Here is a 26,184-nt window from a genome sequence, read left to right as displayed (position 1 = left end):
AATGGGTCAGTTCAGTAACAGACTGTTCATCAATTGGCTGTCGGCCGTTCGCGCCAGATGCAGTGCCTGCAGGCTTTTCGCAGCATAAATGATGCTGTCGGCATTATTCGAAGCCATTTGAGACCGTACCGCCGGGTTGGCATTGAACAGATCCACAGCCATCTGAATGTCCAGCGTGTCCGACCGTCCCAAAAGGTTTGCGACTCCGGCAATGAAACTCTCATGGTCAGTTGTAAAGCCGTCCAGATACGCCACGGTCAAACCGCCCTGCATGATGACTTCGGAAATACCTTGCTCGGCGATATCGTAAACAGGCACGGGGCGATCCAGGGTTTTTCCCCATTGGGCATCCAGATAAAAGAAATCCAGCGCACCGGGCCCGACGCTGACGAACCGGTTGATCCTGTTCGTGTGCAACATTTCATGCCCCAGAACGGAAGCATAGTCCCCCGCTTCCAGGTAATTCAGGCTGATGAAAAACCGGCCATGGAAATCGAGCGAGTACATCCACGCACTGCGATCCGGGTCCGACTCCACGGCCACGAACTTGTCCAGGCCCCACGGCCCCTGATACTCCTTTGACAGCGCTTCGCCCCGCGACAGGCAATCGGCGAACCGCTCCCTAACGAGTTCATAATGCTGGCCGAAATACCTCTGGAGTATTCCTGCGGCCTCGACATAGTTCGCCGTGACGCAATCCTTTGCATCGGAGAATATCCGCTGCGTCGCTCTCAGCTCCGAGCGCAGAATGGCTGAATGCTGTGAGGAAAACTGTCCCAGACCGCGCGCAACAATGGTCACGGCTTTGGAGACCCGCCGCTCGAACCTGTCATCACGACCTTCATAGAACCTCCCCGCTGAGTCCGGGGAGGCTGAATGCCTCACGTCGACAGCGTCGTAATCCGCTCGGATGTTCATGACGCTACTGATGCCGGACAGGATCGATACTGGCTCGGCCTTCCAGATCATCGTCCACCGATCAAGGACCAGCGTCGGTCCTGAAGCAAGCCGTTCGGACGGTAGCATCGCCCGGTATTCGCCCGTTGCGGTATCCCGCTGAACCTGCACGATTTCGCCCGGAGCGATATCGACGAACTGGCGACCCTTGAAATGCCTGATACCTTCTACATCGGCCTCCGGCAAACGGGCCGAAAGGCTCAGGCAATAATTTTTCAGCGACAGCAGCACCGAACGAATGGAAGCACTTTCGGCGAGCGGCAACTGGCTGATCGTGATGGCATCTGGAGTGACCGGGAGTCCGGGCTGGCTGTCGGCGAATGGTGATGCAGGCCGCGAAATCTTCAAGGCAGGCTCGTCGATCACGCGTGGACTGCCGGGTCGCACGCGGCTCGGGATTGAGCCCGCCGCTGGGCGAACGGGCGGTGAAGTGACGGTGGGTTTGCGACCAGTGACCATGGGGAATCCTGTTTTTCAAGTGAGTCCCTCCCGATTGGAAACGGGCGGACAACGCGACAGCCGTCTATCGCTTTAGCGCTATTTCAACCGCTGCCCGAACACGCCGTGCGGTAAATAGTTATGACACCTGCCCAGACCTGATCGCGGATCCTGGCATCCCAGGCCTGTCCCGCATGGCGTATATTCCGATAACCCGATTGCCATCGCAGCCCGAACATGAAACAGACTCCTGTCGACCTTGAGCAGATCACCGCCACTACCCTCGGCCACTACAACTCGGTAGCCGAGGATTTTCGTGAAGGCACCCGCGATCACGATGTCAGCCAGAACATCGATGCCCTGCTGCGGCACATTCACGCTGAGGCGCCGTTTTTCATCCTCGATTTCGGCTGCGGTCCGGGGCGGGATTTGCAGACATTCACCCGTCTGGGTCACGTCGCCGTCGGCCTCGACGGCGCGGAAAAATTCGCTCGGATGGCTCGGGAAGACAGTGGCTGTGAAGTGTGGTGTCAGGATTTCCTGAAGCTGGATCTGCCGGCGGAACGCTTCGACGGCATCTTCGCCAATGCGGTGCTGTTTCATGTGCCGTTGCAGGAGTTGCCACGGGTCTTGAAGCAACTGCACGGGGCATTGAAACCGGACGGCGTGCTGTTCAGCTCCAATCCGCGTGGGGATGACCGTGAAGGGTGGAACGGGCCGCGTTATGGCTCGTACCACGATCTGGAAGCCTGGCGCGGGTTGCTGACTGCCGCTGGATTCGTGGAACTTGAGCATTACTACCGGCCGGCGGGGCTGCCGCGGGAGCAGCAGCCGTGGCTGGCGAGTGTCTGGCGCAAAATATGAGACTGACGTGTTTCAGCGACTCCGCCCCTCACCCCAACCCTCTCCCGGAGGGAGAGGGAGCCGACCGAGATGTCTTGCGCAATACATCGACCTGAAAGTGCGGTGTCGATTATGGATTCGGCACATCAAGGTCAGGTCGATGTATCACATGAGCATCCCCCATTCGGTCCCCTCTCCCTCCGGGCGGTCCGACATTTCGGGAGGGTTAGGGTGAGGGAAGCTTTTGATCTAATTTTTCTTCGGTTCGCGAATCTTGTACCAGGCCACATACAGCGCCGGCAGAAACAGCAGCGTCAGCAACGTCGCGATCACAATCCCGCCGATCATCGCGTAGGCCATCGGCCCCCAGAACACTTCCCGGGCGATCGGGATCATGCCCATGCTCGCCGCTGCCGCCGTCAGCAGTATCGGCCGGCGCCGGTGCTCGGTCGCTTCCACCACCGCATCCCAGGGCGCGTAGCCTTTTTGCTCGTATTCTTCGATCTGCGTCACGAGGATCACCGAGTTGCGGATGATGATGCCGATCAGCGCCAGAATCCCCAGGATCGCCACGAAGCCCATCGGCGTACCGGTCGGCACCAGCGCCAGCACCACGCCGATCAGCCCGAGCGGCGCGACACTGGCCACCAGAAACAGCTTCTGCACGCTGTGCAGCTGGATCATCAGGAAGGTCGCCATCAGGAACAGCATCAGCGGCAACACCTTGGCAATCGGCCCCTGGGCCTTGCCGCTTTCCTCGACCGTACCGCCGGTAGCGACCTTGTAGCCCACCGGCAGTTTGGCGGCGAAGGCATCGATGGTCGGCTTGAGGACTTTGACCAGATCAGTCGGCTGGATTTCGTCGCGTACCGAGGCCTTGATGGTGATGGTCGGCAAGCGGTCGCGACGCCAGACCAGCGGCTGCTCCAGTTCATAACGCACCGTGGCGAAGGCCAACAGCGGAATCGACGTGCCGCTGGGCGTGACGATCTGCAGGTTCTGCAGGGTTTCCGGCGTACCGCGTTCGGAATCCACCGCCCGCCCGACCACGTTGATCAGGTAGATATCGTCGTCGACCTGGGTCAGCGGCGAGCCACTGACAATGCTGTTCATCAGGTTGGCCACGTCCTCCGATGACAATCCGAGCTGACGCGCCTTGTCCTGGGCGATGTCGATGCGCAGGACTTTGCCGGGCTCGTTCCAGTCGTAAATGATCTCGCCGATGTGCGGGCTCTTGTCCAGTTCGGTGGCGAGGTCGATGGCGTGCTTGCGCACCTGGTCGATGTCCTTGCCGCTGACCCGGTACTGGATCGGACGCCCCACAGGCGGACCCATTTCCAGGGCCTGCACGTAGCTGCCGATGCCGACGAAATCCTTGCGCAGGCGATCACGCAGGCGCTGGCTCAAGGCTTCGCGGGCCTTGAAGTCTTTGCTGACTATCACCAGTTGCGCGTAGTACGGGTTCTGCAGTTGCTGGTCCAGCGGCAGGTAGAAACGGATCGCACCCTGACCGATGTAAGTACTCCAGCGCACGATGTCCGGGTCGCCCTTGAGCGAGGCTTCGAGCTTGTCGACGGCCTTGCGGGTTTCATCGATCGAAGCGTTTTGCGGCAGGTTCAGGTCGACCAGAATTTCCGGGCGATCTGAAGACGGGAAGAACTGGTTCTGCACAAAGCGCATGCAAAATACCGCCAGCACGAAGCACAGCACGGTGATGCCAATGCACCACCAGCGGTTGCGCATCGACCACAACAAACCATGATTGAAGGCCCGCCCGATGCGCCCCGGTTCGGCTTCGTGAGGTTTCACATTAGTGCTAAGAATGTGCACGCCGATCACCGGGGCGAAAAGCACCGCGACAATCCACGACACCAGCATCGCCACCGCGATCACCGCAAACAAGGTAAAGGTGTACTCACCCGCCGAACTGGCGTTCAGACCGATCGGCACGAAACCGGCCACGGTCACCAGCGTACCGGTTAGCATCGGGAACGCCGTGGAGGTATAGGCGAAAGTCGCCGCCTGCTCCTTGGTCTCGCCCATCTCCAGGCGCGTGACCATCATCTCCACGGTGATCATCGCGTCATCCACCAGCAGGCCCAGGGCAATGATCAGCGCACCGAGGGAAATCCGCTGCATGGTGATGCCGCTGTACTCCATGAACACAAACACCATCGCCAGCACCAGCGGGATCGAGCACGCCACCACCAGGCCGGCCCGGACGCCGAGGCTGATGAAACTCACCACCAGCACGATGACCACCGCTTCGAACAGCGCACTGGTGAAACCGCCAACGGCCTCCTCCACCACAACAGCCTGATCGGAAACGGTATGCACGCCGACGCCCACCGGCAAATCGGCGGTGAGTTGATCGATGCGCGCGTGCAAAGCTTTGCCGAATGCCTGAACGTTGCCGCCCTTCTGCATGGCGATTGCCAGGCCGATGGCCGGTTTGCCGTCGAAGCGGAATTCCGGGGTCGCCGGATCGACGTAACCCCGGCTGATTTCAGCGATATCGGCCAGACGATAGAAACGATCATTGAGCTTGAGGTTGACCTCGGCCAGATCCTTCTCCGAGGAGAACTGACCCGAGGTACGCACCGAAATTCGCTCCGGCCCGGCCTCAATGACCCCGGCCGGCGTCACCGCGTTCTGCGATTGCAGGCTTTGCACCACCTGACGCTGGTCGATGCCCAGCGCCGCCAGTTTGCGGGTCGAGAAGTTCAGATAGATCACTTCGTCCTGCTGACCGACCATCTCGATCTTGCCCAGCCCCGGCACATTGCGGATCTCGGCCCGAGCCTGCTCCACATAGTCGCGCAGTTGCCGCATCGTCAGGCCATCAGCCGTGAACGCATAGACCGAGCCGAACACATCACCGAACTCGTCGTTGAATCCCGGCCCCTGAATCCCCTGGGGAAACTGGCCGCGAATGTCGTTGATTTTCTTGCGCACCTGATACCAGATTTCCGGGATGTCCTTGGCGCTGGTGGTGTCGCGCAGGTACACGTACACCGTCGATTCGCCGGGGCGCGTGTAGCTTTTCACATAGTCGAGGGAATCGAGTTCTTCGAGTTTTTTCTCGATGCGGTCAGTGACCTGCTTGAGCGTTTCTTCCTGGGTCGCACCCGGCCACTTGGTCTGGATCACCATAGTCTTGATGGTGAACGACGGGTCTTCTTCGCGCCCCAGATTGATGTACGAGAACACCCCCATCAGCAGTGCGACGAACATCAGGTACCAGACGAATGACTGATGCTTGAGGGCCCATTCGGAGAGATTGAAAGACCCTTTCATTGACTGTCCTCGTCGAGTTTCACGGCTTGTCCGGGTTTGAGGCTGTTGACGCCGGCGCTGACCACACGCTCGCCGGACTTGACCCCGCCGGCCAGCACCACGGTGCTGTCGGTGCGGCTGGTCACGCTGACGTCACGGGGGGCAACGGTTTTGCTTTGCGGGTCGATCACCCAGATCCGGGTTTTGCCGTCGGCTTCCTGCAAGGCTGTCGCGGGCAATTCGATTCGCGGCTTGATCGCTGAGCTGAGGGTCACGCTGATCGCCGTGCCGAGGCGGAACCCGGGTGGCGTGGCAGCCAGCGTCAAACGCGCGCGGCGGGTACGGGTGGCGCTTTGCGCCTGAGGTTCGATTTCACGGATGACCGCCGTGGTATTGATGCTCGGATCGAGTTGGCCGGCCACCAGAAACACCACATCGCTGGGGATCTGGTCGACCAGCGTGTCCGGCAGATCGATCACCGCTTCCTTGATGTCCGGTTGCGCCAGCGTCACCACTTGCTGGCCGGCCGTCACCACTTGCCCGGCTTCGGCGTTCCAGGCGGTGACCACCGCTTTGTGGTCGGAACGCAGCTCGGTGTAGCCGAGCTGATCCTTGCTCTGGTTGACCGCCGCCCGCGCCTGATCGAGGGAAGCCTGGGTGGTTTTCAGATCAGTGGTGGCGATGTCCAGTTGCGCCTGTGCGCCAACCCCGCGATCAAACAACGCCTGCTGACGCCGGGCATTGGCCTGGGCGTTGATCAGCTGTGCTTCGACTTTCGCCAGGTCGCCCTGGGCCGAGCGCAACTGGTTCTGCTGGTCGGACGGGTCGAGGGTGGCGAGCAAGGTGCCCTTCTCCACTTCGGCGCCGACATCGACATTGCGGCTGGCAATGCGCCCGCCGACACGGAATCCGGTGTTGCTCTCGTAACGCGCCTGAATGCTGCCGGCAAAGCGCCCGAGGTTTTCCTCACTCAGTGCTTCGACCTTGATCGACAGCACCGGGCGTACCGGTTCCGGTGGTGGCTCACTCTTGGAACAGGCACCCAGCAGCAGCCCGATCGACATCGCCCAAAAAGGCTTCATGGCTGCGCTCCCGGTTGCAGATCCTTGTAGGTGTTCTCGGCGATCTCGACTTTCATGCCCGGATGCAGCAGTTGCCCGCCGGCAATGATCACTTTCTCGCCGCCCGTGAGGCCGGCGCTGATAATCACGTGCCCGGTCAGATAACGGCCAACGGTGACGTTGTGCAGTTGCGCCTCGCCTTTGTCGTCCACCATCCACACCGCAGGTTCGCTGATGTTTTTGGTCAGGGCCGACCATGGCAGCTCCACCGCCGATTTGCCGCTGCCCTTGGCGGTGGCGCTGACCACCGAGCCGAGCTGCATGCCTTGCGGCAGGCTGTCGAGGGTGACTTTGACCTGCACCGTGCCGGACTGCGCCGACACCGACGGGGTGATTTCACGCACGGTGCCGGTGGTCTTGATCTGTGGGTTGTCGAGCAGGCTGACGACGATCGAACGCTCCGCCGGCCGCTCGGCCAGCAGGGATTCGTAAACGTTGAACACCGCGTCGCGGTCGCCGTCCCGGGCCAGCGTGAAGATCGGTGCGGTCGCCTGAACCACTTGGCCGACCTCGGCCTGGCGCTCGGTGATGATGCCGGGCGCATCGGCAACCAGCGCGGTGTAACTCAGTTGATCCTTGGCATTGGCCAACTGCGCCTGGGCCGCGCTCAAGGCACTCTGGCTGCTGCGCAACGCGGCCTGGGCGGAATCGTATTCACTCTGGCTGGTGTAGCCCTTGGGCAACAGTTTCTGCTGGCGGACGAATGCAGCGGCGCTCTGCTTGACCCGCGCCTGCTCGGCCAGGACCTGGGCCTGAGCGGAGTCGACGTTGGTCTGCAAATCCTTGGGATCGAGTTTGGCCAGCACTTGTTTGGCCGAGACACGGTCACCGACATCGACCATGCGCTGGATGATCTTGCCGCCGACCCGGAACGAAAGCTCGGTCTGCACCCGCGCCTGAACGTCGCCGGTGAGGGTCACGGAGGCCGCGAAGTCAGCGGGTTTGACCTCTTGCACAAAGACCCGTGGCAGGTATTCCTGAGGCGGTTTCTTTTCACCGCAGGCAGCGAGCAAAGCGAGCAGGCTCAGCAGGGCCGCTGTTTTCAATCCGGGACTCGCCATGCAGACTCCTTCCTGTGTACGAACGTGCAAGTGACGATACGACTGTGAGCTTAGAACAGGGTTCAACCTTCGTCCGGGCGATATATGCATTTCTGTGCAACGGGTATCCTGACCCGGATTTCAGGGCATCCAGGAAGGACTTTCATGCTCAAGACCCTAGCGGTAGCCAATTACCGCTCGATCAATAAATTGGTGATTCCGCTGGGTCGGCTCAACCTGATCACCGGCCCCAACGGCAGCGGCAAGTCCAATCTCTACCGGGCGCTGCGACTGCTGGCGGAAACCGCTCAGGGCGGTGTGGTCAATGCGCTGGCCCGTGAAGGCGGGCTGGATTCGACTTTCTGGGCCGGGCCGGAAACCATCAGCCGGCGCATGCGCAACGGCGAAGTACCGATTCAATCGACGGTGCGCCAGGGCGTGAAACGGTTGCGACTGGGATTTGCCGGGGAAGACTTCAGTTATTCGATTGCATTGGGATTGCCCGAGCCGAGCCTATCGTTCTTTTCTCTCGACCCTGAAATCAAAAAGGAATGCATCTGGGCCGGGCCTGTTTATCGTCCGGCCAGTCTGCTGGTGGATCGCAACGGGCCGATGATCCGCACCCGTGACGGTCGCAGTTGGGACGTGCTGGCGCAGCACACTCCGAACTTCGACAGCCTGTTCGATCAGGTCGGCAGCCTGCGCACCTCGCCGGAAGTGTTCCAGATGCGCGAGTTCATCCGCCGCTGGCGCTTCTACGATCACTTTCGCAGCGACGCCGACGCCCCGGTGCGCCAGCCGCAACTGGGCACGCGTACACCCGTGCTGCATCACGACGGCCGGGATCTGGCCGCGGCGTTGCAGACCATCCGTGAAATCGGTGATCCCGAGGCGCTGCAGGCTGCGATCAGCGACGCGTTTCCCGGCGCACGCTTGAACATCGCACCGCTGGCGGGTGGACGCTTTGCCATCGAGTTCTTTCAGGAAGGGTTGTTGCGACCATTGTCGGCGGCGGAATTGTCGGACGGCACGCTGCGTTATCTGCTGCTGGTCGCGGCACTGCTGACGCCGCGTCCACCTTCGCTGATGGTGCTGAACGAACCGGAAACCAGTCTGCATCCGGATCTGTTACCTGCGCTGGCGCGTTTGATCATCCGGGTGTCGCAGGAGTGTCAGGTGTGGGTGGTTTCACATGCACGACGGCTGATTTCGGCGTTGCAGGAAGATGAGGAATGCAATTGCATCGTGCTGGAAAAAACCCTCGGCCAGACGGGGATCATCGGGCAGAGGGTTTTGGATGAGCCGGCGTGGAATTGGCCGGATTAGGTGTGCCAGTTGAAGAGCCCCTCACCCTAGCCCTCTCCCAGGGGAGAGGGAACCGATTGGGGGATGCTCAAGAGTTACGCCGACCTGATCTTGCTGTACTGAATCCATAGTCAACTCGGTCGTTCAGGTCGATGCAGGACGCAACACACCTCGGTCGGCTCCCTCTCCCTCCGGGAGAGGGCTGGGGTGAGGGGGAGGGTTCACTGCGGACTATCAGACAATTAACCCTGCCACTTCCCGCCTTCGACAATCACACTCTCAGGCTTGGTGTCATCACTCAGCTCTTTACGCACATATTGGTCATACAGTTTCAGCAGATATTTCTCTTCCCCAAGCTTGGCCAGCTCCGTATTCACCCAATCGCGCAGTTCGATGTTGCCCTTCTTCACCGCCGGCGCAATCGGCGCTTCGGCGCCAAGTTTTTCGTCCAGCACACGGTAGCCCGGGTTCTGTTTCGCCCAGCTGAACAGCACCAGATTATCCTGGGCGTAAGCATCGCCACGGCCGTTGGCCAGGGCTTGCAGGGACTCGGAGTTTTTCTCGAACTTCAGCAGTTTCCAGTCCGGGTGATTCCTGGTCAGCCAGATATCGGCGGTGGTGCCGGTGGTGACAATGGTGGTGCGGGTCGCCAGGTCATCCAGTTTCTTCACCTCGCTGCCCTGCGGCACCAGCGCCTGCACCGCGACCTTGAGGTTCGGGTTGGTGAATTCCACCGCTTCCTTGCGCTCCGGGGTCACGGTCATGTTGGCGAGAATCAGGTCGACCTTATCGCTTTGCAGAAACGGAATGCGGCTCGCCGGCTCCACGGCCACGAACTCGACCTTGTTTTCATCGCCCAACAGGTCTTTGGCGAATTGACGGCCGATGTCGGTATCGAAGCCGACATAGCGCCCCGCTTCGTTGACGAAACCGAACGGCGGTTTGTCGGTGAACACGCCGACGATCAGTTTGTCGCGGGCCTTGATCTTGTCCAGATAACCGGCCGGCGCGGTGCTTTCGCTGGCGACTTTCGGCTTGGCCGGTTCTTCGGTCTTGTTGCAGCCGGCCAGCAGCGCGAGGCTGATCAGCGGTAATGCGAATAGGGCTTTGGCAGTTTTCATGGCAGTTCCAGTTCCTTGGTTTGAGTCGTTTTGGGCGAAGTCGTTGAAGGCAGGGCTTCAACGTAGGAGAACTTCTCCAGGAACTGCTGCGCGCGTGCGGTTTGCGGGTTCGTAAAGAAAAGCTCGGGCGGGTTCTGTTCAAGGATGCACCCGGCATCCATGAACACGATGCGATCGGCCACCGCACGGGCGAAAGCCATTTCGTGGGTGACGATCAACAGGGTCATGCCTTCGCGGGCCAGGCCCTGAATCACTTCCAGCACTTCCTTGACCATCTCCGGGTCGAGGGCGGCGGTGACTTCGTCGAAGAGCATGACCCGCGGGTTCATGCACAACGAGCGGACGATGGCGATGCGTTGCTGCTGGCCGCCGGAGAGCTGGCGCGGGAAGGCATCGCGCTTGTCCGACAGGCCCACGCGTTCAAGTAGCGCTTCGGCTTGTTGCTGGGCTTCGCGGCGTTCGCGCTTCTGCACCTTGAGCGGGCCGAGCAGCAAGTTGTCGAGCACACTCATGTGCGGAAACAGGTGATAACTCTGGAACACCATGCCGATCTGCTGACGCACTTCACGCCAGTCGGTGGCCTTGTCCAGCAGTTCGCGACCGGCGAGTTTCAGGCTGCCGCCATGGGCGGTTTCCAGACCGTTCAAGCAACGCAACAAGGTGCTTTTCCCGCAACCGCTGGGGCCGAGGATGACGATGACTTCGCCGGATTTCACTTGCAGGTCGATGCCCTTGAGCACCTGCTGCTCGCCGAAGAATTTGTTGAAACGCTGAAACTCGATCAATGCGCTCATGCTTGCGTCCAGCGCCGCTCCAGCACGCGCGAGGCGGCCGACAACGGGTAGCAGATGAAAAAGAAAAACAGGAACAGTGCGCCGTAGATCAGCACCGATTCGTAGGTGCGCTCGATGATCTGCTGGCCAACCTTGATCACATCCACCACGCCGATCAGCACCGCCAGCGAACTGGTTTTGATGATCCGTGTGTAGATGTTGATGGTCGGCGGCGTCATGCGTTTCAGCGCCTGGGGCAGCAGCACATAGCCGTAGAGCTGCGCTGCGTTGAGGCCGATCGACAGCCCCGCCTCACGCTGCCCGCGCGGCAACGAATGCAGCGCACCGCGCGCCACTTCGCCGACTTCGCTGGCGCCCCACAGCGACAGCACCAGCACTGCGCACCAGAAACTCGGCAAGCTCAGGCCGAAGAAAATCGGCAGGCCGAAAAACAGCAGGTACAACCACACCAGCACCGGGATCGCCCGGAACAGCTCCAGATAGATCCGCAGCACTGCGTTCAGCCATGTCACGTTGAGCGTGCGCAGCACGCCGTAGAGCACGCCGCCGACGGTGCTGATGGCGATGCTCAGAAACGAGATCGACAGGGTTTGCCCGGCGCCCTTTGCCAATTGCGGCAAGGACACCCAGAGCAGCTCAAGACCCGAACTGGCCATGCTGGAGCCTCCTTTCCAGACGGCTCAACAGCAGCGACAGCGGCAGGAACAACAGCACGCAAATCAGCGTCAGCACGGCGAGCATTTCATAGGTTTTGTAGTAGAGCGCGATGTAGCTCTTGGTGGTGTAGAGAATCTCCGGCACCGCCACGGCCGAGACCACGGTGGTCTCCTTGAGCAGGAAAATGAAATTGGCGAACAGCGACGGCAGGCTGAGAATCCCGGCTTGCGGCAGGATCACGTAGCGCAGCAACTGGCCGTGGGACAGACCGATGGAGCGGCCCGATTCAAGCTGCGCCTGGGGCACCGCATCGACACCGGCGCGCAGCACTTCGGTGAGGTAGGCACCGCCGAGGAAAGTCATGGTGATGATCGCGGCGGTGAATCCGGAAACCTTGATCCCCAGGGCCGGCAACGCGAAGTAGACGAAGAACAGCTGGATCAGCAGCGGCGTGTTGCGCGCCAGCTCGACATACAGCCCGACCAGTTTTTGCAGGTAAGGCGTGCGAAACACCAGAATCGTTGCATTGAGCAACGCCACCAGTAGCGAGGTGCCAATGGCGATCAAACCGACCTGCAGCGTCACGCCCACGGCTTTGAGAAACGCCGGCAGGGTGCTGAGGATAAATGCGTAATCGAAAGTCATGAAACATCCTGACGCCGCTCGGTAAGCGACGGTGGTGCAGTCCATGGACAGCGGGTAGCTGTCCTGCAGGCACCGACTTTAAAGGTATAAAAAGAAGAATTTAAATACCGTTAAAGCATATTGATATCACGCAAAAAACTAATCGGCGGGTTTGCCGGGAAGAAGGAGGAAGGCTATTGTCCCCAGCGCTGTAGGACGGATCTTTTTTTCATAAAAGCCCTCCAAGGACGAACAGCTTTTGGCCAGACTCCCCCGGCCAAACCCATAACAAGGAAGAAAACATGGACGTAAAAGTGCCGCAGCGACTGGATCCGCAGGAGATTGTGAAATTGTTGGTGGCGTTGCGCCGGGCGTTGAAACACACCGCGTAGATCAAAGGCGAAAAGCCCCCTCATCGGAACGCCGCCCGCCCAGCCCTCCCCCCTGGGGGAGGGAAGCGACCGAAGTGTCTTGCGTCTTATATCGACCTGAAAGACCTAGCCGATTATGGATTCGGTGAAGAATAATCAGGTCGGCGTACCTCTACAGCATCCCCCAATCAGTCCCCTCTCCCTCGGGGAGAGGGTTAGGGTGAGGGGGGGGGCTTTTGAGGCACACACAAAAACGCCGATGACCATCACTGGCCATCGGCGTTTTTTTCAACCTTGAAGGGGGTTGTTGCCGCGTCAGATCAGAACGCCGGCAGTACCGCGCCGTTGTACTTCTTCTCGATGAACGCTTTGACTTCCGGGCTGGTCAGGGCAGCGGCCAGTTTCTTGATGGCGTCGCTGTTCTTGTTGTCTTCACGGGCGACCAGGAAGTTAACGTAAGGCGAATCGGCACCTTCGATCACCAAGGCGTCCTTGGTCGGGTTCAACTTGGCTTCCAGCGCGTAGTTGGTGTTGATCATGTCCAGGTCGACTTCTTTCAGAACACGCGGCAGCAGGGCCGACTCCAGTTCCTTGAACTTGAAGTTGTGCGGGTTCTTGGCGATGTCTTTCGGGGTCGCCAGAGCGTTCTTCGGATCTTTCAGTTCGATCAGGCCAGCCTTCTGCAGCAGGATCAGTGCACGACCGCTGTTGCTGCCTTCGTTCGGAATGGCGATGGTGGCGCCATCCGGCAGTTCGGCCAGGGTTTTGTACTTGCTGGAGTAGCCGCCGAACGGTTCAACGTGCACACCTTGCACGGTCACCAGGTACTTGGCTTTGTCATCCTTGTATTTACCGGCGTTGAAGCTGTCCAGGTAAGGCTTGGTCTGGAAGTAGTTGGCGTCCAGACGCTTTTCACCCACCTGCACGTTCGGCTGCACGTAATCGGTGAAGACTTTGATTTCCAGATCCACGCCTTCTTTGGCGAGGGTCGGCTTGATCAGCTCGAGGATCTCGGCGTGAGGTACCGGCGTTGCGGCAACCACCAGTTTTTCACCCGCCTGGGCCAGGGAAGCAGTCAGAGCAGCCGCCAATGCGGTAAACAACAGAACCTTTTTCATGCAGTGTCCTTAGTCGAAAATCACGGTCGTCATCGACGACGGCATTAATACGTGTGCCAGCGATGTGCTACTGCTGGCGTGAGTCGGACAATACCGGGATTTTTTATTCCCGGACAATAACGTTTATTCAGCTTCATATTCCATTTTGTTCATATTGAACAAAATGGTTACAACGCCTCACTCAGGCCCAACAGTAATTCTTTCAATGCCTTACGTTCCTCGGCAGTCCCTTTGGCGCTGATGCTCGCCACCTGACGTTCGATCTGAACCAGCGACCCAGACACCTCGGGCAGGTTCAAGTGCTCCGGCAGGATTTCATCACCCGTGCTTACGAGCAGCGCAAAATGAATGACGTTTTCCAGCTCACGGGTGTTGCCCGGCCAGCTGTGCTGCTCCAGCACCTCCTGCGCCGCTTCGCTGATCAGCGGAACGGGAAGGTCCAGACGCTGGCTGTAGATGCCGAGGAAGTACTCGGCCAACGACAGAATGTCACCGACCCGCGCCCGCAATGCCGGCAGTTCCAGATGCCCTTCGCTGAGATAGTGATAGAGCCGCTCGTGGAATTTCCCCGCCGCCACCGCTTGGGCCAGATCGATGCTGGTCGCGGCCACCAGGCGCACATCCACCGGGCTTGGTTGATGGGCACCGACGCGGGTGACTTCGTGGTTTTCCAGCGCGGCGAGCAACTTGATCTGGATCGGCAGCGGCAAGTCGCCGATCTCGTCCAGGTACAAGGTGCCGCCGTTGGCCGAGCCGAACCAGCCGGCGCGACTGCTGGCCGAACCGCTGTAGCTGCCGGCGGCGTAGCCGAACAACTCGGCATCGGCATACGTCGGGCTGATCGCCCCGCAATTGACCGAGACAAACAAACCACTGCGATCACTGGCGCGATGGATGTGGCGGGCGAGCAATTCCTTACCGGTGCCGGTCTCGCCGCGAATCAACACCGAGATCGAGCGCGGTGCGAGTTGGGCCATTTCCTCGCGCAACTGGCGCGAGCGCGGATCGACGAACACCAGCGCCTTGGCGCGAATGCTCAGGGGACTTTTTTCCGCATCGGGAAAGGTCAGCAACGGCTGGCCAAAGGTTTCAAGACTCATGGCAGACTCCCGCCCCAAATCGCCGGGAGACGGGGGCGTTGAAAAATTAAAAGTGGTCAGGCACGGCGCCGGGCGTGGTGTTCCATGCGGTTTTGCAGGCGATACAGATAAGCGAATCCCTGCTCCCAGCGTTGATGCCCGGACTTCACGTTGATATGGCCGGCGCCCGCGAGAATCCCCGCCTCGGCGCCCCAGTTGCGCGCCAGTTCCAGCGCTCGTGGTGCGCTGACAGCGGCGTCGTTGTCGGAACTGACGACCTGGCTCGGGAAAGGCAGCAGATCAGTCGGAATCGGCGCGAAATTGCGCAATGCCGGTACACAAGCAGGACGCTCCACATCCGCCGGCGCGACCAGCAGCGCGCCGCGAACCTGACGCAGGTGCTGCAACGGCGCGGTGGCCGCCCAGTGCGCCACGGTGATGCAACCCAGGCTGTGAGCGATCAGGATCACCGGCGTGCTGTCGGCGGCAATCGCCTCGGCCAGCGCCGCGACCCAGTCTTCACGACGCGGCGTCAGCCAATCGGCCTGCTCCACACGCGCGCTGTTCGGCAGACTGTTCTGCCAGTGGCTTTGCCAATGATCTTCTGGCGATCCTTGCCAGCCCGGCACAATCAGATAGCGGATTGATTCGTTGCGCATGGGGGAGCTCTCCTGCGTCGTGTCTGTTCCTGAAGGAGTATAGGGACGGGATTTATATTCGTTAAGGAATAAGAAGCTATTTATTAAGACCTGAAAAGAATATAAATCATCAGACAAAAAAGGGGCCGCACCCTGCCAAGGAGACGGCCCCGGAAAAACGTGAAACCCTTATCGTGCAGTGATCACCGACAGTTTGGTGATGCCTGCCCGCTCAATCGAAGCCATGGCTCGCGCCACTTCGCCGTAATTCACCCCGTCGTCTGCCTGCAATTGCACGCGCACTTCCGGGTCCTTGGCCTTGGCCGACTTGAGGTTGAACTCCAGCAGATCCGGCTGTATTTCGTCCTTGTTGATAAACAGTTTTCCAGCACCGTCGATACTCACCACCAACGGGTCTTTCTGCTCGACCGGCGCCACCGCCTCGGTCTTCGGCAGGTTGATCGGTATCGCGTTGGTCAGCAGCGGCGCGGTGACGATGAACACCACCAGCAGCACCAGCATCACGTCCACCAGCGGCGTCACGTTGATCTCGCTCAGCACCTCGTCGCTGTCTTGCGTGGAGAAGGCCATATCAGGATGCCTCCTTCACTTTTGTTGCGTTGCCCTGAGCCGCAATCTTGTGCGCGGTCGGGTGGATCAACACGCGGAACGAGCTCTTTTGCGCCAGGCTGTAGAAGTCGTGGGCAAAGTCGTCCAGGTCCGCCGCCGTCAGTTTCAGACGGCGCAAAAAGTAGTTGTAAACCAGCACCGCCGGCACCGCGACCGCGATCCCCACCCCGGTGGCGACCAGCGCTGCACCGATGGGCCCTGCGACCGTTTCCAGGCTTGCCGAACCTGCTGCGCTGATTCCCTTCAACGCTTCCATAATTCCCCACACCGTGCCGAACAAACCAATGAACGGCGAGGTGCTGCCAATACTCGCGACTACCGCCAGACCGGTTTCCAGCGAGCGGCGCTCGCGGACGATCTGCTGGCGCAAGGCACGTTCGAGACGATCCTGATGGTTGATCGCCTGGCTCAGGTCATTGGCCTGCGGCGCCTCGCCCACTTGAATCGCCGCGTAACCGGCCTGCGCCACCCGCGCTGCGGCGCCGGGCTGGGTTTCGCTCAACTCGGCAGCGGAGTCCAGACTCGACGCCGCCCAGAAGCGCTTGTGAAATTTGCGATCCTGCGCCTTCAACCGACCGAACTGCACAGCCTTGAGCAATGCCAGGCCCCAAGTGGCGACAGAGAAGACCACCAGCAGCCAGATCACCGCGCTTTCGATGGATTCCAGTGGAGATGCCAGTAACGTCATGATGTGTTCCCTCGTGTAAACGTTTAGCGCGAAATTGGTTTCGGTTTAATGAATCTTGAAATCGATGGGCACGCTGACCCAGCCGTCCTGGGCGACATCACCCTGCTTGGCCGGTACGAAGCTCCAGCGCTTCACGGCGTCCAGCGCCGCGTCGTCGAGCTGTTGCCGGCCACTGCTTTTCTGTATCTGGATCTCGCCCGGTTTGCCGCTGGCCAGTACGTGCACCCGCAGCAACACCGTGCCTTCCCAACCGCGACGCTGGGCCAGCGACGGATATTCCGGCGCCGGGTTCTTCAGGTACGCGGCGTTGGCCGAAGCCGGCGTCACCGGAGCAGGCGCCGGTGGTGCTGGTGGCGCTGGCGCGGCGACCGGAGCGGCCGGCTGTGGCGGAACCGGGGGTTGCTCGACGGCTTTGGGGGCCGGTTTTGGTACGGGTTTGGCGACCGGTTTCGGCTTGGGAATCGGCTTCGGTTTTGGTGGCGGCTTGATTGCCAGTTCGTCTTCCACCGGTGGCGGAGGCTCGACCACTGGCGCAGGTGGTGGCGGTACAACCACAGGTGGTGCCGGTGGTGCCGGGCGCGAAAACTCGATGGTCATCGGTGGAATTTCCGGCGGCACGATCGGCAGCGCCGGCGTCGGGTGCTGATTGATCCAGTAGATCACCGCGCCATGCACCACCAGCGCCAGAACGCCGAGCAGAATCGTTTCGCGGCGACTCAGAATGCCCTTGGGCGCGCGCTGCAAACGCAGTTGCCCCAACGGCACACGATGGGGCCGGCCGAGATCGACCAACTCGCCGCTCGGCGCCTGGCGCCACAGCACCTCCTGTGCACTGGCGGCGGTCTGGACATTGCCCATTGATTTACTCCCTGCGGTCTCTTTGCGTTTTTTCGCGTAGCCGATTCGCCGCTTGTTGAATCCCCCACGGCGTGATCGATGGGTCAATCATTGGGCTAGAGCCTTATCTCCGAAAGTAATCTTTCATGTTATGAATAGATGTTTATGGAATATGAGAATCGGTCATTTCCGCCGAAGCCACGCCCCGCAAGGCTTCCAGCGATTCGTCAGAATCGACATGCTTTCCCGGCATAAAAAGTATTCATCCAAGGCATCGGGTTATCGATGACACGGTATTCAGTGGCAACTAACGCCAAGGTGATGGTTGACGAACTTTTTAAAAATCAAACAAAAAGGCCGATGCATTTTTTAATGCATCGGCCTTCGACTTACAGATTTTCTCATTGCTTCAAAAACTCCCCGGCGAGACTGACTGCCTCACTGTCAAAGTGGTGCGCACGCTTCCTCGTGAAAGCTCACGAAGTTTAGAATGATTGGGCATTCATTTATTGTCGACGCGACGATTAAACGACAGTTTTATATGCACCAGTGAAATCGCTCATCACTTATTTCGAACTTCGCGAACGTTGATAGCATTCAATCCAACAACCAGCATCCCTCTGCTGCCCGTTCAGGGCGTCTCTAATAATGCGTCAGTTCTGGCTCCAGGTTGATCGCGATAACCCGTCATCGGGGAATACATATAAAAGCGCTATACCTGTCAGGTTTGACAGGTGACAGGTCCTCGCCCTTGTCTCATAAATATAACCGACGTACCGGGTTTATCTATCTGCTCAAGGAGTTCCGACATGAATGCCAGACGCCTGATCTGCTCTTTACTTCTAATGGTTCCCGCCTGCTTGCAGGTCGTACAGGCCGATACCACGGCGCTGACCGATGGCCAGCTCGATGTCGTACCTGTCCAGGCGACCCGCTCGGGGTCACAGCTTGCCCTTTCGGTATCGGTTCATAACAAAACCGCCGCCCCGATCAATGTCTTTCAGGGCGGCACAAAAAATCTCCTTCAACCCAAAGAGTCCTTGATTTCGGATTACTCGAAAGGGGTCGTAACCGTGACGACCACCGGAAAGGATTCGAAAATCCTGTTCGTCATTTTCGAAAGACGAAGCGCCAAGTGCGCAAGCGAGCTTTGTCTGACAGTGCAGTGACTTTGCGCGCAAGGCCTCAGAAGTCGTAGCGACCGGTAACGCCGAGCGTGCGCGGCGTCCCGAGCAGGCCTTCATAGCCGCCGTTGCCGCCGGTCCACAGGGTCGTGTAGTAGGTTTTGTCGAAGGCGTTTTTCAGCCACAGCGAGACGTCCCACTGCCCCTGATTGAAATCGCCGCGCAGGCCGGTGGAGAGATTGACCACCGCGTAACTCGGGATCTGGCCGTAGTCGGAATCTTCGACCGTGCCCACCGCTTTGGAGCGGAATGCGTAGCTGCCGGTGACGTAGGGTTGCAGCCCGTTGGCCAGATTCCATTCGTATTTGCCATTGGCGTTGCCGATCCATTTCGAGGCACCGACGACCTGATGACCGCTAAGGTCGCAAGAGGCCGGCGCCCGGGGGGCGAGGCTGACTTCAGGTGGGCACGGCGCATCCTTGTACGAGAGATAACTGACGTCGTTGAACGAGCCGTTGAAGTTCAGCGTCAGGCCGCGCAGCGGGATCACAGTGCTTTCGAATTCCACACCACGCGAGCGCACTGAACCGGCATTGGTCAGGTATTGCACGCGGTTGACGTCGTCGTAGGCGTTGGTCTGGTAGGCGTTGACCTGGGTCCAGAACACGTTGGCGTTGAGCTGCAAGCGGCGGTCCCACAGGGTGCTCTTGAAACCGAGTTCAGCGTTGTTGGCGCGCTCGGTGCCGATCAGCAACGAGTCGGCGCCAGCGGTCGGGGCCGAGCCGACCACGAGGTTGACCCCGCCGGACTTTTCGCCGTGGGACAGCGTGGCGTAGCCGAGCAGATCATCGGTAATGCGATAGCTGAGGTTGAGCAAACCCGAGGGACTGGAGCTGTACTGATTCAGATCGCCGGAATCGTAGGCGCCGGTCCGGCCACGTCGGGCGGTGGCGGCGGCACCGGTTACCGCCACGCCTCCTTGCGGCGCATCGCGATTGACCCAGGCGTTCTTCTCTTCATAAGTGCCACGCACGCCGGCGGTGAAATCCAGTCGCGGCGTGAGATGCCAGGTGCCTTGGGCGAACAGCGCGAAACTGTCGGTCTGGATGTGCCCGCGACCGACGCTGCCAACGTTGGCCAATGCACCCCGTGGCGTACCATTCCAGATGTCGGCCTGGGGGCCGTAATAGGCGAAGGATTTGTTGTCCAGGTCCGAGCCGAAGTAGTACGCGCCGAGCACGTAATCGAAGGACTCCCCCTTGGGCGATGCGAGGCGAAATTCCTGCGAGTACTGCTTGTCTTCCACCGACACGCCAGCGTTGTAGGTCGCCGCGACATTAAGGCCATCGTCGTTGGCCGGGGTGAAATTCCAGTAGCGGTAGGAACTGATCGAGGTCAGGGTGAAGTCGCTCGGCAGCGTCCAGTTGGCCTCCACCGATGTACCGCCCTGATGCACCGTGACGTGTTGGTCGTTGTCCAGATTGACCTTGCGGTGCGAGCCGTTGACCAGCGTCGCGCCGGCGGCATTTGCCCGCGACTGATAGAGGTTGACGCCATTGATGGTCGGCCCGGTGTTGTACAGCACGCGAGTGCCAGCGCTGGAATCCTCTTCGTTGTAATCACCGATCCAGCGCAGATTGAAATCTTCGTTGGGCTTGAACAGCAACTGCGCACGGAAGCCATCGCGGGAACCGCCGTTCAAGTCATGACCGTTGAATTCGTTTTTAATGTCGCCATCGCTGCGGGTGCGATAGGCGGAAATGCGCCCGGCCAATTGATCGTTGAGCGGCCCGGAAAGCGTGCCCTTGGTCTGGAAATAGCCGTCCTCGCCGACCGAGGTTTCGATGCTGCGCTCCGGGGTGAAACTCGGTGCGCGAGTGCTGATGTTGATCACCCCGGCGGTGGTGTTCTTGCCGAACAACGTACCTTGCGGCCCGCGCAGGACTTCAAGCTGTTCGATGTCCATCAGGTCGAACACCGCCATCCCCGGCCGGCCCAGATAAACGTTGTCGATGTACAGCCCGACGCTGCCTTCCAGACCGTCGCTGGCCGGGTTATTCCCCAGGCCGCGAATCGACACGCTGGACTGGCGCGCATGCATGTAGGCGACGTTGACGCTGGGCACCAGTTGCTGCAAATCCTGGATTCGATAGACCCGCTGCGTCTCCAGAGTCTGGCCGCTGACCACACTCATCGGCGTCGGTACATCCTGCGAACTTTCTTCGCGACGGCGAGTGGTGACGGTCACGGTTTCCAGTTGCGAAGTGGCGGTCGCGGTCTTGCCTGCCGGTGCTGGCACAGGGGTTTCCGTTTCAGCGGCGTAGCTGTGGGTCCAACTGGCACTCCCCGCCAACAAAAGGGCCAGGGGCAGACGTTTGAGCCGTCGTGGCGGCGGCGGTGAAGCGAGGTTCAACGGACTCATGGGGCTGCTCCTGGTCAAAAAACACGCTGACATCTTTCGTGTCGCATATTCTTTTAAGTTATTTATTTATGTTTTTACAAAGATTTACTGCATAAGAGATTGCCTTTATAAGGAGTCGACCTAATGCATATCCAATGCATTTCCCGGATATTTTTTATGTGAAAAATGCATATCGACTTGCGCCAGCTCCGCCACTTCATCGCCCTCGCCGATCAACGCAGCTTCGTCGCGGGGGCGCAGGCAGTGAACCTGTCGCAGTCGGCCTTCAGTCGCAGCATTCAGGCGCTGGAACACAGCGTCGGTTGCCAGTTGGTCGATCGCGGGCGCAAGGAATTGCCGCCGACCAAACAGGGTCAGGTGTTGCTTGAACACGCGCGGCGGCTGGTCAGCGGTGCCCAGCAAATGGCTAACGAGATCAGCCAGTTCAACGGGCTGGAGGCGGGGGAATTGCGCTTCGGTTGCGGCCCGGCACCGGCGGCAGGATTGATCCCGCGAGCGATCGGCAGCTTCATCGGCCGATACCCGAAAGCGCGGGTGCATTACCAGGTCGATGACTGGCAGAGCCTGAGCAAGAGATTGCTGTGTGAAGAGTTCGAATTCTTTGTCGCCGACACTCGCCACTTCGAGGCGGATCCGGATTATCTGACCCACCGGTTGCGCCCGCGCAAATGGCATTTCTGCTGCCGCGCCGCGCATCCGCTGGCTGCTTTTGAACGAGTCACGGCAGAGCAATTGATGAGTTATCCACTGGCCGTGAGCATTCGCCCGCCGAATCTGCGCAAGGTCATCGTCGATCTTAGTGGTCGGCCGGACTTCGTTCCGAACGTGGAGTGCGAAAACAGCGCGAGCCTGCTGGGCGTGGTGCTGCGCTCTGATGCGATTGGCATCGTCGGCGCCTATTCGGATGCGCTGCATCAGGCCCGGGGCGAATTGGTGTGCTTGAAGATCGAAGGGTTGGCGGATGATCTGGAGGAGCTCTACACCCGTTACGGCATTGTCAGCCGCGCCGGGTATCGACTATCGCCGCTGGCCGAGGCGATGATCGAGCAGATCAAGGCGATCGATGCGGTGGAAGAAGAGGTGTGTTCACTGGCGAACCTCGCCGTCTGAGCCCATGCGTTTCATGCATGGCAAGCATTCCCCGAATGCACTTGCCGAACACCCTCGCCGAAAGCGAAAAACCTCGCCTGTCTTTCTGACTGGTGAATCCCATGTCCAAGCCGCAAAAAACCGTGCGCAACGTGCTGTACATCATGTGCGATCAACTGCGCCGCGATTACCTGTCCTGCTATGGCCACCCGCACCTGCACACCCCGAACATCGATCGCCTGGCCGCCGCCGGCGTGCGCTTCAGCCGCGCCTACACCCAGGGCACGATTTGCGGCCCGTCGCGGATGTCGGCCTACACCGGGCGTTATGTCAGCAGCCATCAGGTGGCGTGGAACGCCGTGCCGCTGCCGCTGGAAGAACTGACCATCGGCGATTACCTGCGACCCCACGGCATTCGTACTGCGCTGGTCGGCAAGACCCACGCCACGGCCAACGTGGACGCCTTGCAGCGGCTGGCGATCAACCCTGAAAGCGCGCAAGCCGAAGTGCTCAATGAAGTCGGCTTCGAGCCGTACTTTCGTCACGACGGCATCTTCCCCGACGACCCGCTGTTCGATGACAAACGCGAATCCGCGCCATACACCCATTACCTGCGTGAACAGGGTTTCGAAGGACGCAACCCCTGGCACGACTGGGCCAATGCGGCCGAAGGCGAAAACGGCGAAATCCTCAGCGGCTGGAAAATGCGCAACGCCCATTTGCCGGCGCGAATTCCCGAGCAACATTCAGAGACTGTCTACACTACAAATCGAGCCATCGACTTCATCGGTGAGCAAGGTGAAAAACCGTGGTTTTTACACCTGTCCTATATCAAACCCCATTGGCCCTATATCGTACCGACCCCGTACCACACATTGTACAGTACGAAATCGATTCTCGAACCGGTACGTAATGCCTCTCCAAGCGACCACCCCGTCTATCAGGCCTTTTGCCAGCATGAGGAAAGCCTGAATTTCTCCAAAGACCCGGTACGACTGAACGTGATCCCGACGTACATGGGCCTGGTCAAACAGGTCGATGATCAGTTGGGGCGTCTGTTCGATTTCCTGCAAAGCAACGGGCGCTGGGAGGACACGCTGATCGTGTTCACCAGCGATCACGGCGACTTCCTGGGCGATCACTGGCTGGGTGAGAAGGAGTTTCTGCTGGAGCAAGCGGTGGGCGTGCCGTTGATCGTGCGCGACCCGCGTGCGGCGGCGGACATCACACGGGGCACGGTGGACGAACGTCTGGCGGAAACCATCGACGGCGTGCCGACCTTTCTCGACGCGCTGGGCGTGACAGGTGCCGAGCATCGACTGGAAGGTCGCTCGTTGATTCCACTGCTGCACGGTGAAAACCCTGACTGGCGTCGCTATGCGATCAGCGAATACGACTACGCCTTCCAGGCCCCGGCGCGGGAGCGACTGGGCCAGCCGATCGACCGTTGCCGCATGACCATGGTGCGCAGCGAGCGCTGGAAATACCTGGCGTACGACGGCTTCCGGCCGCAACTTTTCGATCTGTTGAATGATCCGCAGGAGCTGCAGGATCTGGGCGCAGACCCGGCGCATGCGGCGGTGCGCGAGGAGCATGCGGGGTATCTGTTCGAATGGGTGCGCGGGTTGAAGCGGCGCACGACGATCAGTCATCAGGAGATTGATTTGCGTGGGCAACGGTTTCGCTATGGGGAGCCGGAGACTGAGAAGATGGTTCAGATTGGCGTTTGGTAGAGCGAAGGCAAGAGCAAGAGCTCCCTCACCCTAACCCTCTCCCGGGGGGAGAGGGGACTGATCGCGGGATATTGGTGATTTACGTTGACCTGTTTGAGCTTTACCGAATCCACAATCGACACAGCTTTTACAGGTCGATGTATGACGTAACACACCTCGGTCAGCTCCCTCTCCCTCTGGGAGAGGGCGGGGGTGAGGGGCTTTTGATCTTTTGATCTTAATCGCGCCCTTTGATGGTCTGACTACGCTGCCCATTCGCCCCGACCGGCACTTCCCCTTTGAGCGTCACCCGACGCACCACCCGATCCTGAGTGCCGTAATCATCAATCGCATAATGCTGCGTCGAACGGTTATCCCAGATCGCCACATCACCGGCCTTCCAGCGCCAGCGCACGATGTTTTCCTGACGGATCACATGGCTCTGCAACAGACCAAACAGATACGCCGAATCCGCCTGTGAATAACCCTTGATGCGTTTGACGAAATGCCCCAGCAGCAAGCTCTTTTCGCCGCTGATCGGGTGCACACGCACCACCGGATGCTCTGTCTCGTAAACGGTCGAAGTGAAGATCTTGCGATAGCGCTCAAGCTTCTCCGCCGACACGTCCGGCTTCACGGCGGCGTAGTCGTATTCGTTGCTGTGCACGGCCAGCAGTTTGTCCGCCAGCTCGCGCAACTCGGTCGGCAGTTCGTTGTACGCCGTCGCGGTGTTCGCCCAGAGGGTGTCGCCGCCGAATGCCGGGGCCACTACCGAGCGCAGGATCGAGGCTTTCGGGTAGGCATCGACGAAGGTCACGTCGGTGTGCCAGGAGTTGGCGCGCTGCCCTTCGGCGCCGTCCAGTTCCAGCAGGTAACGGGTGCCCTCGCGGGATGGCACGGTCGGATGCGCCACTGGCTCGCCAAGCAGATGGGCGAAAGCTTCCTGACGCTGATCGTCGAGCTGGGTCTGCTCGCGGAAGAACACGACCTTGTACTGGATCAGCGCCTGCTGAATGGCTTCAACCGTCGCGGCATCCAGCTCACCGGACAGGTGCACGCCACGGATTTCGGCGCCGATACGGCCGGCCACCGGATGAATGTCCAGCGCGTGGACAGCGGGTTTTACAGCGAGTGCGGCATTGCTCATGGGAAGACCCTCATCGACTGCTTGCGGTTGGACGGCAGCGAAACAACGCTCTATCTATATTCCATTTACATCTAATAGATATTCACATGCTTCGTTGACGGAATAAGAGCTTGCATTTAAAACCTCAAGCAACCTCGTCGCAAATGCCTTCGAGCTATTTTTAGGATGCCGGAAAAGCATATGGATCTTCGCCAGTTGCGCTACTTCATCGCCCTCAACGAACACCGCAGTTTTGTCCGCGCGGCCGACGCCATGGGCATCACTCAACCGGCGTTCAGCCGCAGCATTCAAGGGCTGGAGCAGGAGTTCGGCTGTGTGCTGGTGGACCGCGGCAACAAGGACCTGCGCCCCACGCCGGAGGGCCAGGTGGTGCTGCAGCACGCCCTCACACTTGTGCAGGGCGCCGCGTTGCTCAGCGCCGAAGTGACGCAGATGACCAAGCTCGATGCCGGCGAACTGCACTTCGGTTGCGGTCCGGCACCGGCGGTGAAACTGGTGCCGGATGCGGTGGCGCAATTCATCAACGCCCACCCGAAAGTGCGCACCTGTTTTCAGGTGGATAACTGGGAAAAACTCAGCCGCGCCCTGAGCCGCGAGGAGATCGAATTCTTCATCGCCGACATCCGCCATTTCGAGTCCGACCCGAACTTCCAGACCCAGCCGTTGACACCCAAGCGCGGGGTGTTTTTCTGCCGGCCGGGGCATCCACTGTTGGCCAAGGAAAGCCTGTCGACCAACGACATGTTCGACTACCCGCTGGCGACCACGCTGATCCCGCCGGGCATTCGCAAATTGCTGGCGAATCTCAGCGGCCGGATCGACTTTTCACCGACCATCGAGACCGAACATTTTCCTGCGCTGGTGAAAGTGGTGCTGCAGTCCAACGCGATCGGCGTGGGCACTGAAGAGGCGTTTGTCGAGGACATTGCCCAGGGCTCGCTGGCGCTGCTGCACTGGCGCAACCTGCCGCAGAATCTGGAGAGCATGAATGCGCGGTGCGGGATTGTGAGCCGTACGGGATTCCGGCTGTCACCGGCGGCGAGAGCAATGATCGAGACGTTGGTGGCGGTAGACAAACAGGAGATCAGCGTCGCGGTTTGAGGCCGTCATCGCCAGCAGGCTGGCTCCCACAGGAAAATGCATTCCAAATGTG

22 protein-coding genes are annotated in these 26,184 nt (G+C 59.9%); 6 read left to right on the top strand and 16 right to left on the bottom strand.

Going from position 1 to position 26,184, the window contains the following annotated elements; all coding sequences use genetic code 11:
- Positions 1 to 6: 6 nt before the first annotated feature.
- Positions 7 to 1,416, bottom strand: coding sequence for a hypothetical protein (locus ACW9HX_RS21045; protein WP_457382088.1), 1,410 nt, complete (start codon positions 1,414 to 1,416; stop codon positions 7 to 9).
- Between the two features lie 216 nt (positions 1,417 to 1,632).
- On the opposite strand from ACW9HX_RS21045, the gene ACW9HX_RS21040 reads away from it, so the two are divergent.
- Entirely contained in the window at positions 1,633 to 2,259 is a 627-nt protein-coding gene (locus ACW9HX_RS21040; protein WP_457382087.1) for a class I SAM-dependent methyltransferase, read from the top strand.
- A gap of 228 nt (positions 2,260 to 2,487) precedes the next feature.
- On the opposite strand, the gene ACW9HX_RS21035 is transcribed toward ACW9HX_RS21040, so the two are convergent.
- The 3 genes from ACW9HX_RS21035 to ACW9HX_RS21025 are packed head-to-tail and all read right to left on the bottom strand — an operon-like array spanning position 2,488 to position 7,696.
- Positions 2,488 to 5,535, bottom strand: a complete 3,048-nt coding sequence (locus ACW9HX_RS21035) for an efflux RND transporter permease subunit (RefSeq protein WP_457382086.1) — start codon at positions 5,533 to 5,535, stop codon at positions 2,488 to 2,490.
- On the bottom strand, positions 5,532 to 6,596 hold the full coding sequence (locus ACW9HX_RS21030; RefSeq protein WP_457382085.1) for an efflux RND transporter periplasmic adaptor subunit: 1,065 nt from the start codon (positions 6,594 to 6,596) through the stop codon (positions 5,532 to 5,534). The genes ACW9HX_RS21035 and ACW9HX_RS21030 overlap by 4 nt, the downstream gene beginning before the upstream one ends.
- Positions 6,593 to 7,696 (bottom strand): efflux RND transporter periplasmic adaptor subunit, encoded by a 1,104-nt coding sequence (locus tag ACW9HX_RS21025; protein ID WP_457382084.1) that lies wholly within the window; start codon positions 7,694 to 7,696, stop codon positions 6,593 to 6,595. Before ACW9HX_RS21025 ends, ACW9HX_RS21030 begins: the two co-directional genes overlap by 4 nt.
- A gap of 144 nt (positions 7,697 to 7,840) precedes the next feature.
- Between ACW9HX_RS21025 and ACW9HX_RS21020 the strand changes: the two genes are divergently transcribed.
- Complete coding sequence (locus ACW9HX_RS21020; RefSeq protein ID WP_457382083.1) at positions 7,841 to 9,001, top strand: AAA family ATPase; 1,161 nt, start codon at positions 7,841 to 7,843, stop codon at positions 8,999 to 9,001.
- 221 nt (positions 9,002 to 9,222) lie between these two features.
- On the opposite strand, the gene ACW9HX_RS21015 is transcribed toward ACW9HX_RS21020, so the two are convergent.
- From ACW9HX_RS21015 to ACW9HX_RS20970, 10 genes are all read right to left on the bottom strand, one after another.
- Positions 9,223 to 10,101 (bottom strand): transporter substrate-binding domain-containing protein, encoded by an 879-nt coding sequence (locus tag ACW9HX_RS21015; RefSeq protein WP_457382082.1) that lies wholly within the window; start codon positions 10,099 to 10,101, stop codon positions 9,223 to 9,225.
- Entirely contained in the window at positions 10,098 to 10,895 is a 798-nt protein-coding gene (locus ACW9HX_RS21010) for an amino acid ABC transporter ATP-binding protein (protein WP_457382081.1), read from the bottom strand. The genes ACW9HX_RS21015 and ACW9HX_RS21010 overlap by 4 nt, the downstream gene beginning before the upstream one ends.
- Positions 10,892 to 11,551, bottom strand: a complete 660-nt coding sequence (locus ACW9HX_RS21005; RefSeq protein WP_457382080.1) for an amino acid ABC transporter permease — start codon at positions 11,549 to 11,551, stop codon at positions 10,892 to 10,894. The genes ACW9HX_RS21010 and ACW9HX_RS21005 overlap by 4 nt, the downstream gene beginning before the upstream one ends.
- Positions 11,532 to 12,197, bottom strand: a complete 666-nt coding sequence (locus ACW9HX_RS21000; RefSeq protein ID WP_007918712.1) for an amino acid ABC transporter permease — start codon at positions 12,195 to 12,197, stop codon at positions 11,532 to 11,534. Before ACW9HX_RS21000 ends, ACW9HX_RS21005 begins: the two co-directional genes overlap by 20 nt.
- Before the next feature lie 670 nt (positions 12,198 to 12,867).
- Entirely contained in the window at positions 12,868 to 13,665 is a 798-nt protein-coding gene (locus ACW9HX_RS20995; RefSeq protein WP_011331930.1) for a MetQ/NlpA family ABC transporter substrate-binding protein, read from the bottom strand.
- 167 nt (positions 13,666 to 13,832) lie between these two features.
- Positions 13,833 to 14,765, bottom strand: coding sequence for a sigma 54-interacting transcriptional regulator (locus ACW9HX_RS20990; RefSeq protein ID WP_457382079.1), 933 nt, complete (start codon positions 14,763 to 14,765; stop codon positions 13,833 to 13,835).
- A gap of 56 nt (positions 14,766 to 14,821) precedes the next feature.
- Positions 14,822 to 15,403: an alpha/beta hydrolase gene (locus ACW9HX_RS20985; RefSeq protein ID WP_085712674.1), complete on the bottom strand. Its 582-nt coding sequence runs from the start codon at positions 15,401 to 15,403 to the stop codon at positions 14,822 to 14,824.
- Between the two features lie 168 nt (positions 15,404 to 15,571).
- Entirely contained in the window at positions 15,572 to 15,973 is a 402-nt protein-coding gene (locus ACW9HX_RS20980; RefSeq protein WP_003220570.1) for an ExbD/TolR family protein, read from the bottom strand.
- Between the two features lies 1 nt (position 15,974).
- The gene (locus ACW9HX_RS20975; RefSeq protein ID WP_457382078.1) at positions 15,975 to 16,700 is read right to left on the bottom strand and encodes a MotA/TolQ/ExbB proton channel family protein; all 726 of its coding nucleotides are present in this window, start codon (positions 16,698 to 16,700) and stop codon (positions 15,975 to 15,977) included.
- A 45-nt stretch (positions 16,701 to 16,745) separates the two neighbouring features.
- Complete coding sequence (locus ACW9HX_RS20970) at positions 16,746 to 17,558, bottom strand: energy transducer TonB (RefSeq protein ID WP_457382077.1); 813 nt, start codon at positions 17,556 to 17,558, stop codon at positions 16,746 to 16,748.
- A 788-nt stretch (positions 17,559 to 18,346) separates the two neighbouring features.
- Here ACW9HX_RS20970 and ACW9HX_RS20965 point away from each other — a divergent pair.
- Complete coding sequence (locus ACW9HX_RS20965; protein WP_457382076.1) at positions 18,347 to 18,706, top strand: hypothetical protein; 360 nt, start codon at positions 18,347 to 18,349, stop codon at positions 18,704 to 18,706.
- A 16-nt stretch (positions 18,707 to 18,722) separates the two neighbouring features.
- Here ACW9HX_RS20965 and ACW9HX_RS20960 read toward each other — a convergent pair whose 3' ends face one another.
- The gene (locus ACW9HX_RS20960) at positions 18,723 to 21,083 is read right to left on the bottom strand and encodes a TonB-dependent receptor (RefSeq protein ID WP_457382075.1); all 2,361 of its coding nucleotides are present in this window, start codon (positions 21,081 to 21,083) and stop codon (positions 18,723 to 18,725) included.
- Positions 21,084 to 21,248: 165 nt separating this feature from the next.
- Between ACW9HX_RS20960 and ACW9HX_RS20955 the strand changes: the two genes are divergently transcribed.
- Both ACW9HX_RS20955 and ACW9HX_RS20950 read left to right on the top strand, forming a co-directional pair.
- Positions 21,249 to 22,193 carry a LysR family transcriptional regulator gene (locus tag ACW9HX_RS20955; RefSeq protein ID WP_457382074.1) on the top strand — a complete coding sequence of 315 codons (945 nt, stop codon included), beginning with the start codon at positions 21,249 to 21,251 and terminating at the stop codon, positions 22,191 to 22,193.
- Between the two features lie 101 nt (positions 22,194 to 22,294).
- Positions 22,295 to 23,905 (top strand): alkaline phosphatase family protein, encoded by a 1,611-nt coding sequence (locus ACW9HX_RS20950; protein ID WP_457382073.1) that lies wholly within the window; start codon positions 22,295 to 22,297, stop codon positions 23,903 to 23,905.
- Between the two features lie 217 nt (positions 23,906 to 24,122).
- Here ACW9HX_RS20950 and ACW9HX_RS20945 read toward each other — a convergent pair whose 3' ends face one another.
- On the bottom strand, positions 24,123 to 25,031 hold the full coding sequence (locus tag ACW9HX_RS20945; RefSeq protein WP_457382072.1) for a TauD/TfdA dioxygenase family protein: 909 nt from the start codon (positions 25,029 to 25,031) through the stop codon (positions 24,123 to 24,125).
- Positions 25,032 to 25,211: 180 nt separating this feature from the next.
- Between ACW9HX_RS20945 and ACW9HX_RS20940 the strand changes: the two genes are divergently transcribed.
- The gene (locus ACW9HX_RS20940; RefSeq protein WP_039764497.1) at positions 25,212 to 26,132 is read left to right on the top strand and encodes a LysR family transcriptional regulator; all 921 of its coding nucleotides are present in this window, start codon (positions 25,212 to 25,214) and stop codon (positions 26,130 to 26,132) included.
- Positions 26,133 to 26,184: the final 52 nt, after the last annotated feature.

This window comes from Pseudomonas sp. SDO52101_S400, assembly GCF_054071635.1.
Note: the sequence above shows the minus strand (reverse complement) of the source record. Positions and strands in the feature narration are given on the sequence as shown.

Excerpts from the sequence above, each read along its gene's own strand:
- ACW9HX_RS21045 (WP_457382088.1), bottom strand. The coding sequence starts at position 1,416 with ATGGTCACTGGTCGCAAACCCACCGTCACTTCACCGCCCGTTCGCCCA.
- ACW9HX_RS21040 (WP_457382087.1), top strand. The coding sequence starts at position 1,633 with ATGAAACAGACTCCTGTCGACCTTGAGCAGATCACCGCCACTACCCTC.
- ACW9HX_RS21035 (WP_457382086.1), bottom strand. The coding sequence starts at position 5,535 with ATGAAAGGGTCTTTCAATCTCTCCGAATGGGCCCTCAAGCATCAGTCA.
- ACW9HX_RS21030 (WP_457382085.1), bottom strand. The coding sequence starts at position 6,596 with ATGAAGCCTTTTTGGGCGATGTCGATCGGGCTGCTGCTGGGTGCCTGT.
- ACW9HX_RS21025 (WP_457382084.1), bottom strand. The coding sequence starts at position 7,696 with ATGGCGAGTCCCGGATTGAAAACAGCGGCCCTGCTGAGCCTGCTCGCT.
- ACW9HX_RS21020 (WP_457382083.1), top strand. The coding sequence starts at position 7,841 with ATGCTCAAGACCCTAGCGGTAGCCAATTACCGCTCGATCAATAAATTG.
- ACW9HX_RS21015 (WP_457382082.1), bottom strand. The coding sequence starts at position 10,101 with ATGAAAACTGCCAAAGCCCTATTCGCATTACCGCTGATCAGCCTCGCG.
- ACW9HX_RS21010 (WP_457382081.1), bottom strand. The coding sequence starts at position 10,895 with ATGAGCGCATTGATCGAGTTTCAGCGTTTCAACAAATTCTTCGGCGAG.
- ACW9HX_RS21005 (WP_457382080.1), bottom strand. The coding sequence starts at position 11,551 with ATGGCCAGTTCGGGTCTTGAGCTGCTCTGGGTGTCCTTGCCGCAATTG.
- ACW9HX_RS21000 (WP_007918712.1), bottom strand. The coding sequence starts at position 12,197 with ATGACTTTCGATTACGCATTTATCCTCAGCACCCTGCCGGCGTTTCTC.
- ACW9HX_RS20995 (WP_011331930.1), bottom strand. The coding sequence starts at position 13,665 with ATGAAAAAGGTTCTGTTGTTTACCGCATTGGCGGCTGCTCTGACTGCT.
- ACW9HX_RS20990 (WP_457382079.1), bottom strand. The coding sequence starts at position 14,765 with ATGAGTCTTGAAACCTTTGGCCAGCCGTTGCTGACCTTTCCCGATGCG.
- ACW9HX_RS20985 (WP_085712674.1), bottom strand. The coding sequence starts at position 15,403 with ATGCGCAACGAATCAATCCGCTATCTGATTGTGCCGGGCTGGCAAGGA.
- ACW9HX_RS20980 (WP_003220570.1), bottom strand. The coding sequence starts at position 15,973 with ATGGCCTTCTCCACGCAAGACAGCGACGAGGTGCTGAGCGAGATCAAC.
- ACW9HX_RS20975 (WP_457382078.1), bottom strand. The coding sequence starts at position 16,700 with ATGACGTTACTGGCATCTCCACTGGAATCCATCGAAAGCGCGGTGATC.
- ACW9HX_RS20970 (WP_457382077.1), bottom strand. The coding sequence starts at position 17,558 with ATGGGCAATGTCCAGACCGCCGCCAGTGCACAGGAGGTGCTGTGGCGC.
- ACW9HX_RS20965 (WP_457382076.1), top strand. The coding sequence starts at position 18,347 with ATGAATGCCAGACGCCTGATCTGCTCTTTACTTCTAATGGTTCCCGCC.
- ACW9HX_RS20960 (WP_457382075.1), bottom strand. The coding sequence starts at position 21,083 with ATGAGTCCGTTGAACCTCGCTTCACCGCCGCCGCCACGACGGCTCAAA.
- ACW9HX_RS20955 (WP_457382074.1), top strand. The coding sequence starts at position 21,249 with ATGCATATCGACTTGCGCCAGCTCCGCCACTTCATCGCCCTCGCCGAT.
- ACW9HX_RS20950 (WP_457382073.1), top strand. The coding sequence starts at position 22,295 with ATGTCCAAGCCGCAAAAAACCGTGCGCAACGTGCTGTACATCATGTGC.
- ACW9HX_RS20945 (WP_457382072.1), bottom strand. The coding sequence starts at position 25,031 with ATGAGCAATGCCGCACTCGCTGTAAAACCCGCTGTCCACGCGCTGGAC.
- ACW9HX_RS20940 (WP_039764497.1), top strand. The coding sequence starts at position 25,212 with ATGGATCTTCGCCAGTTGCGCTACTTCATCGCCCTCAACGAACACCGC.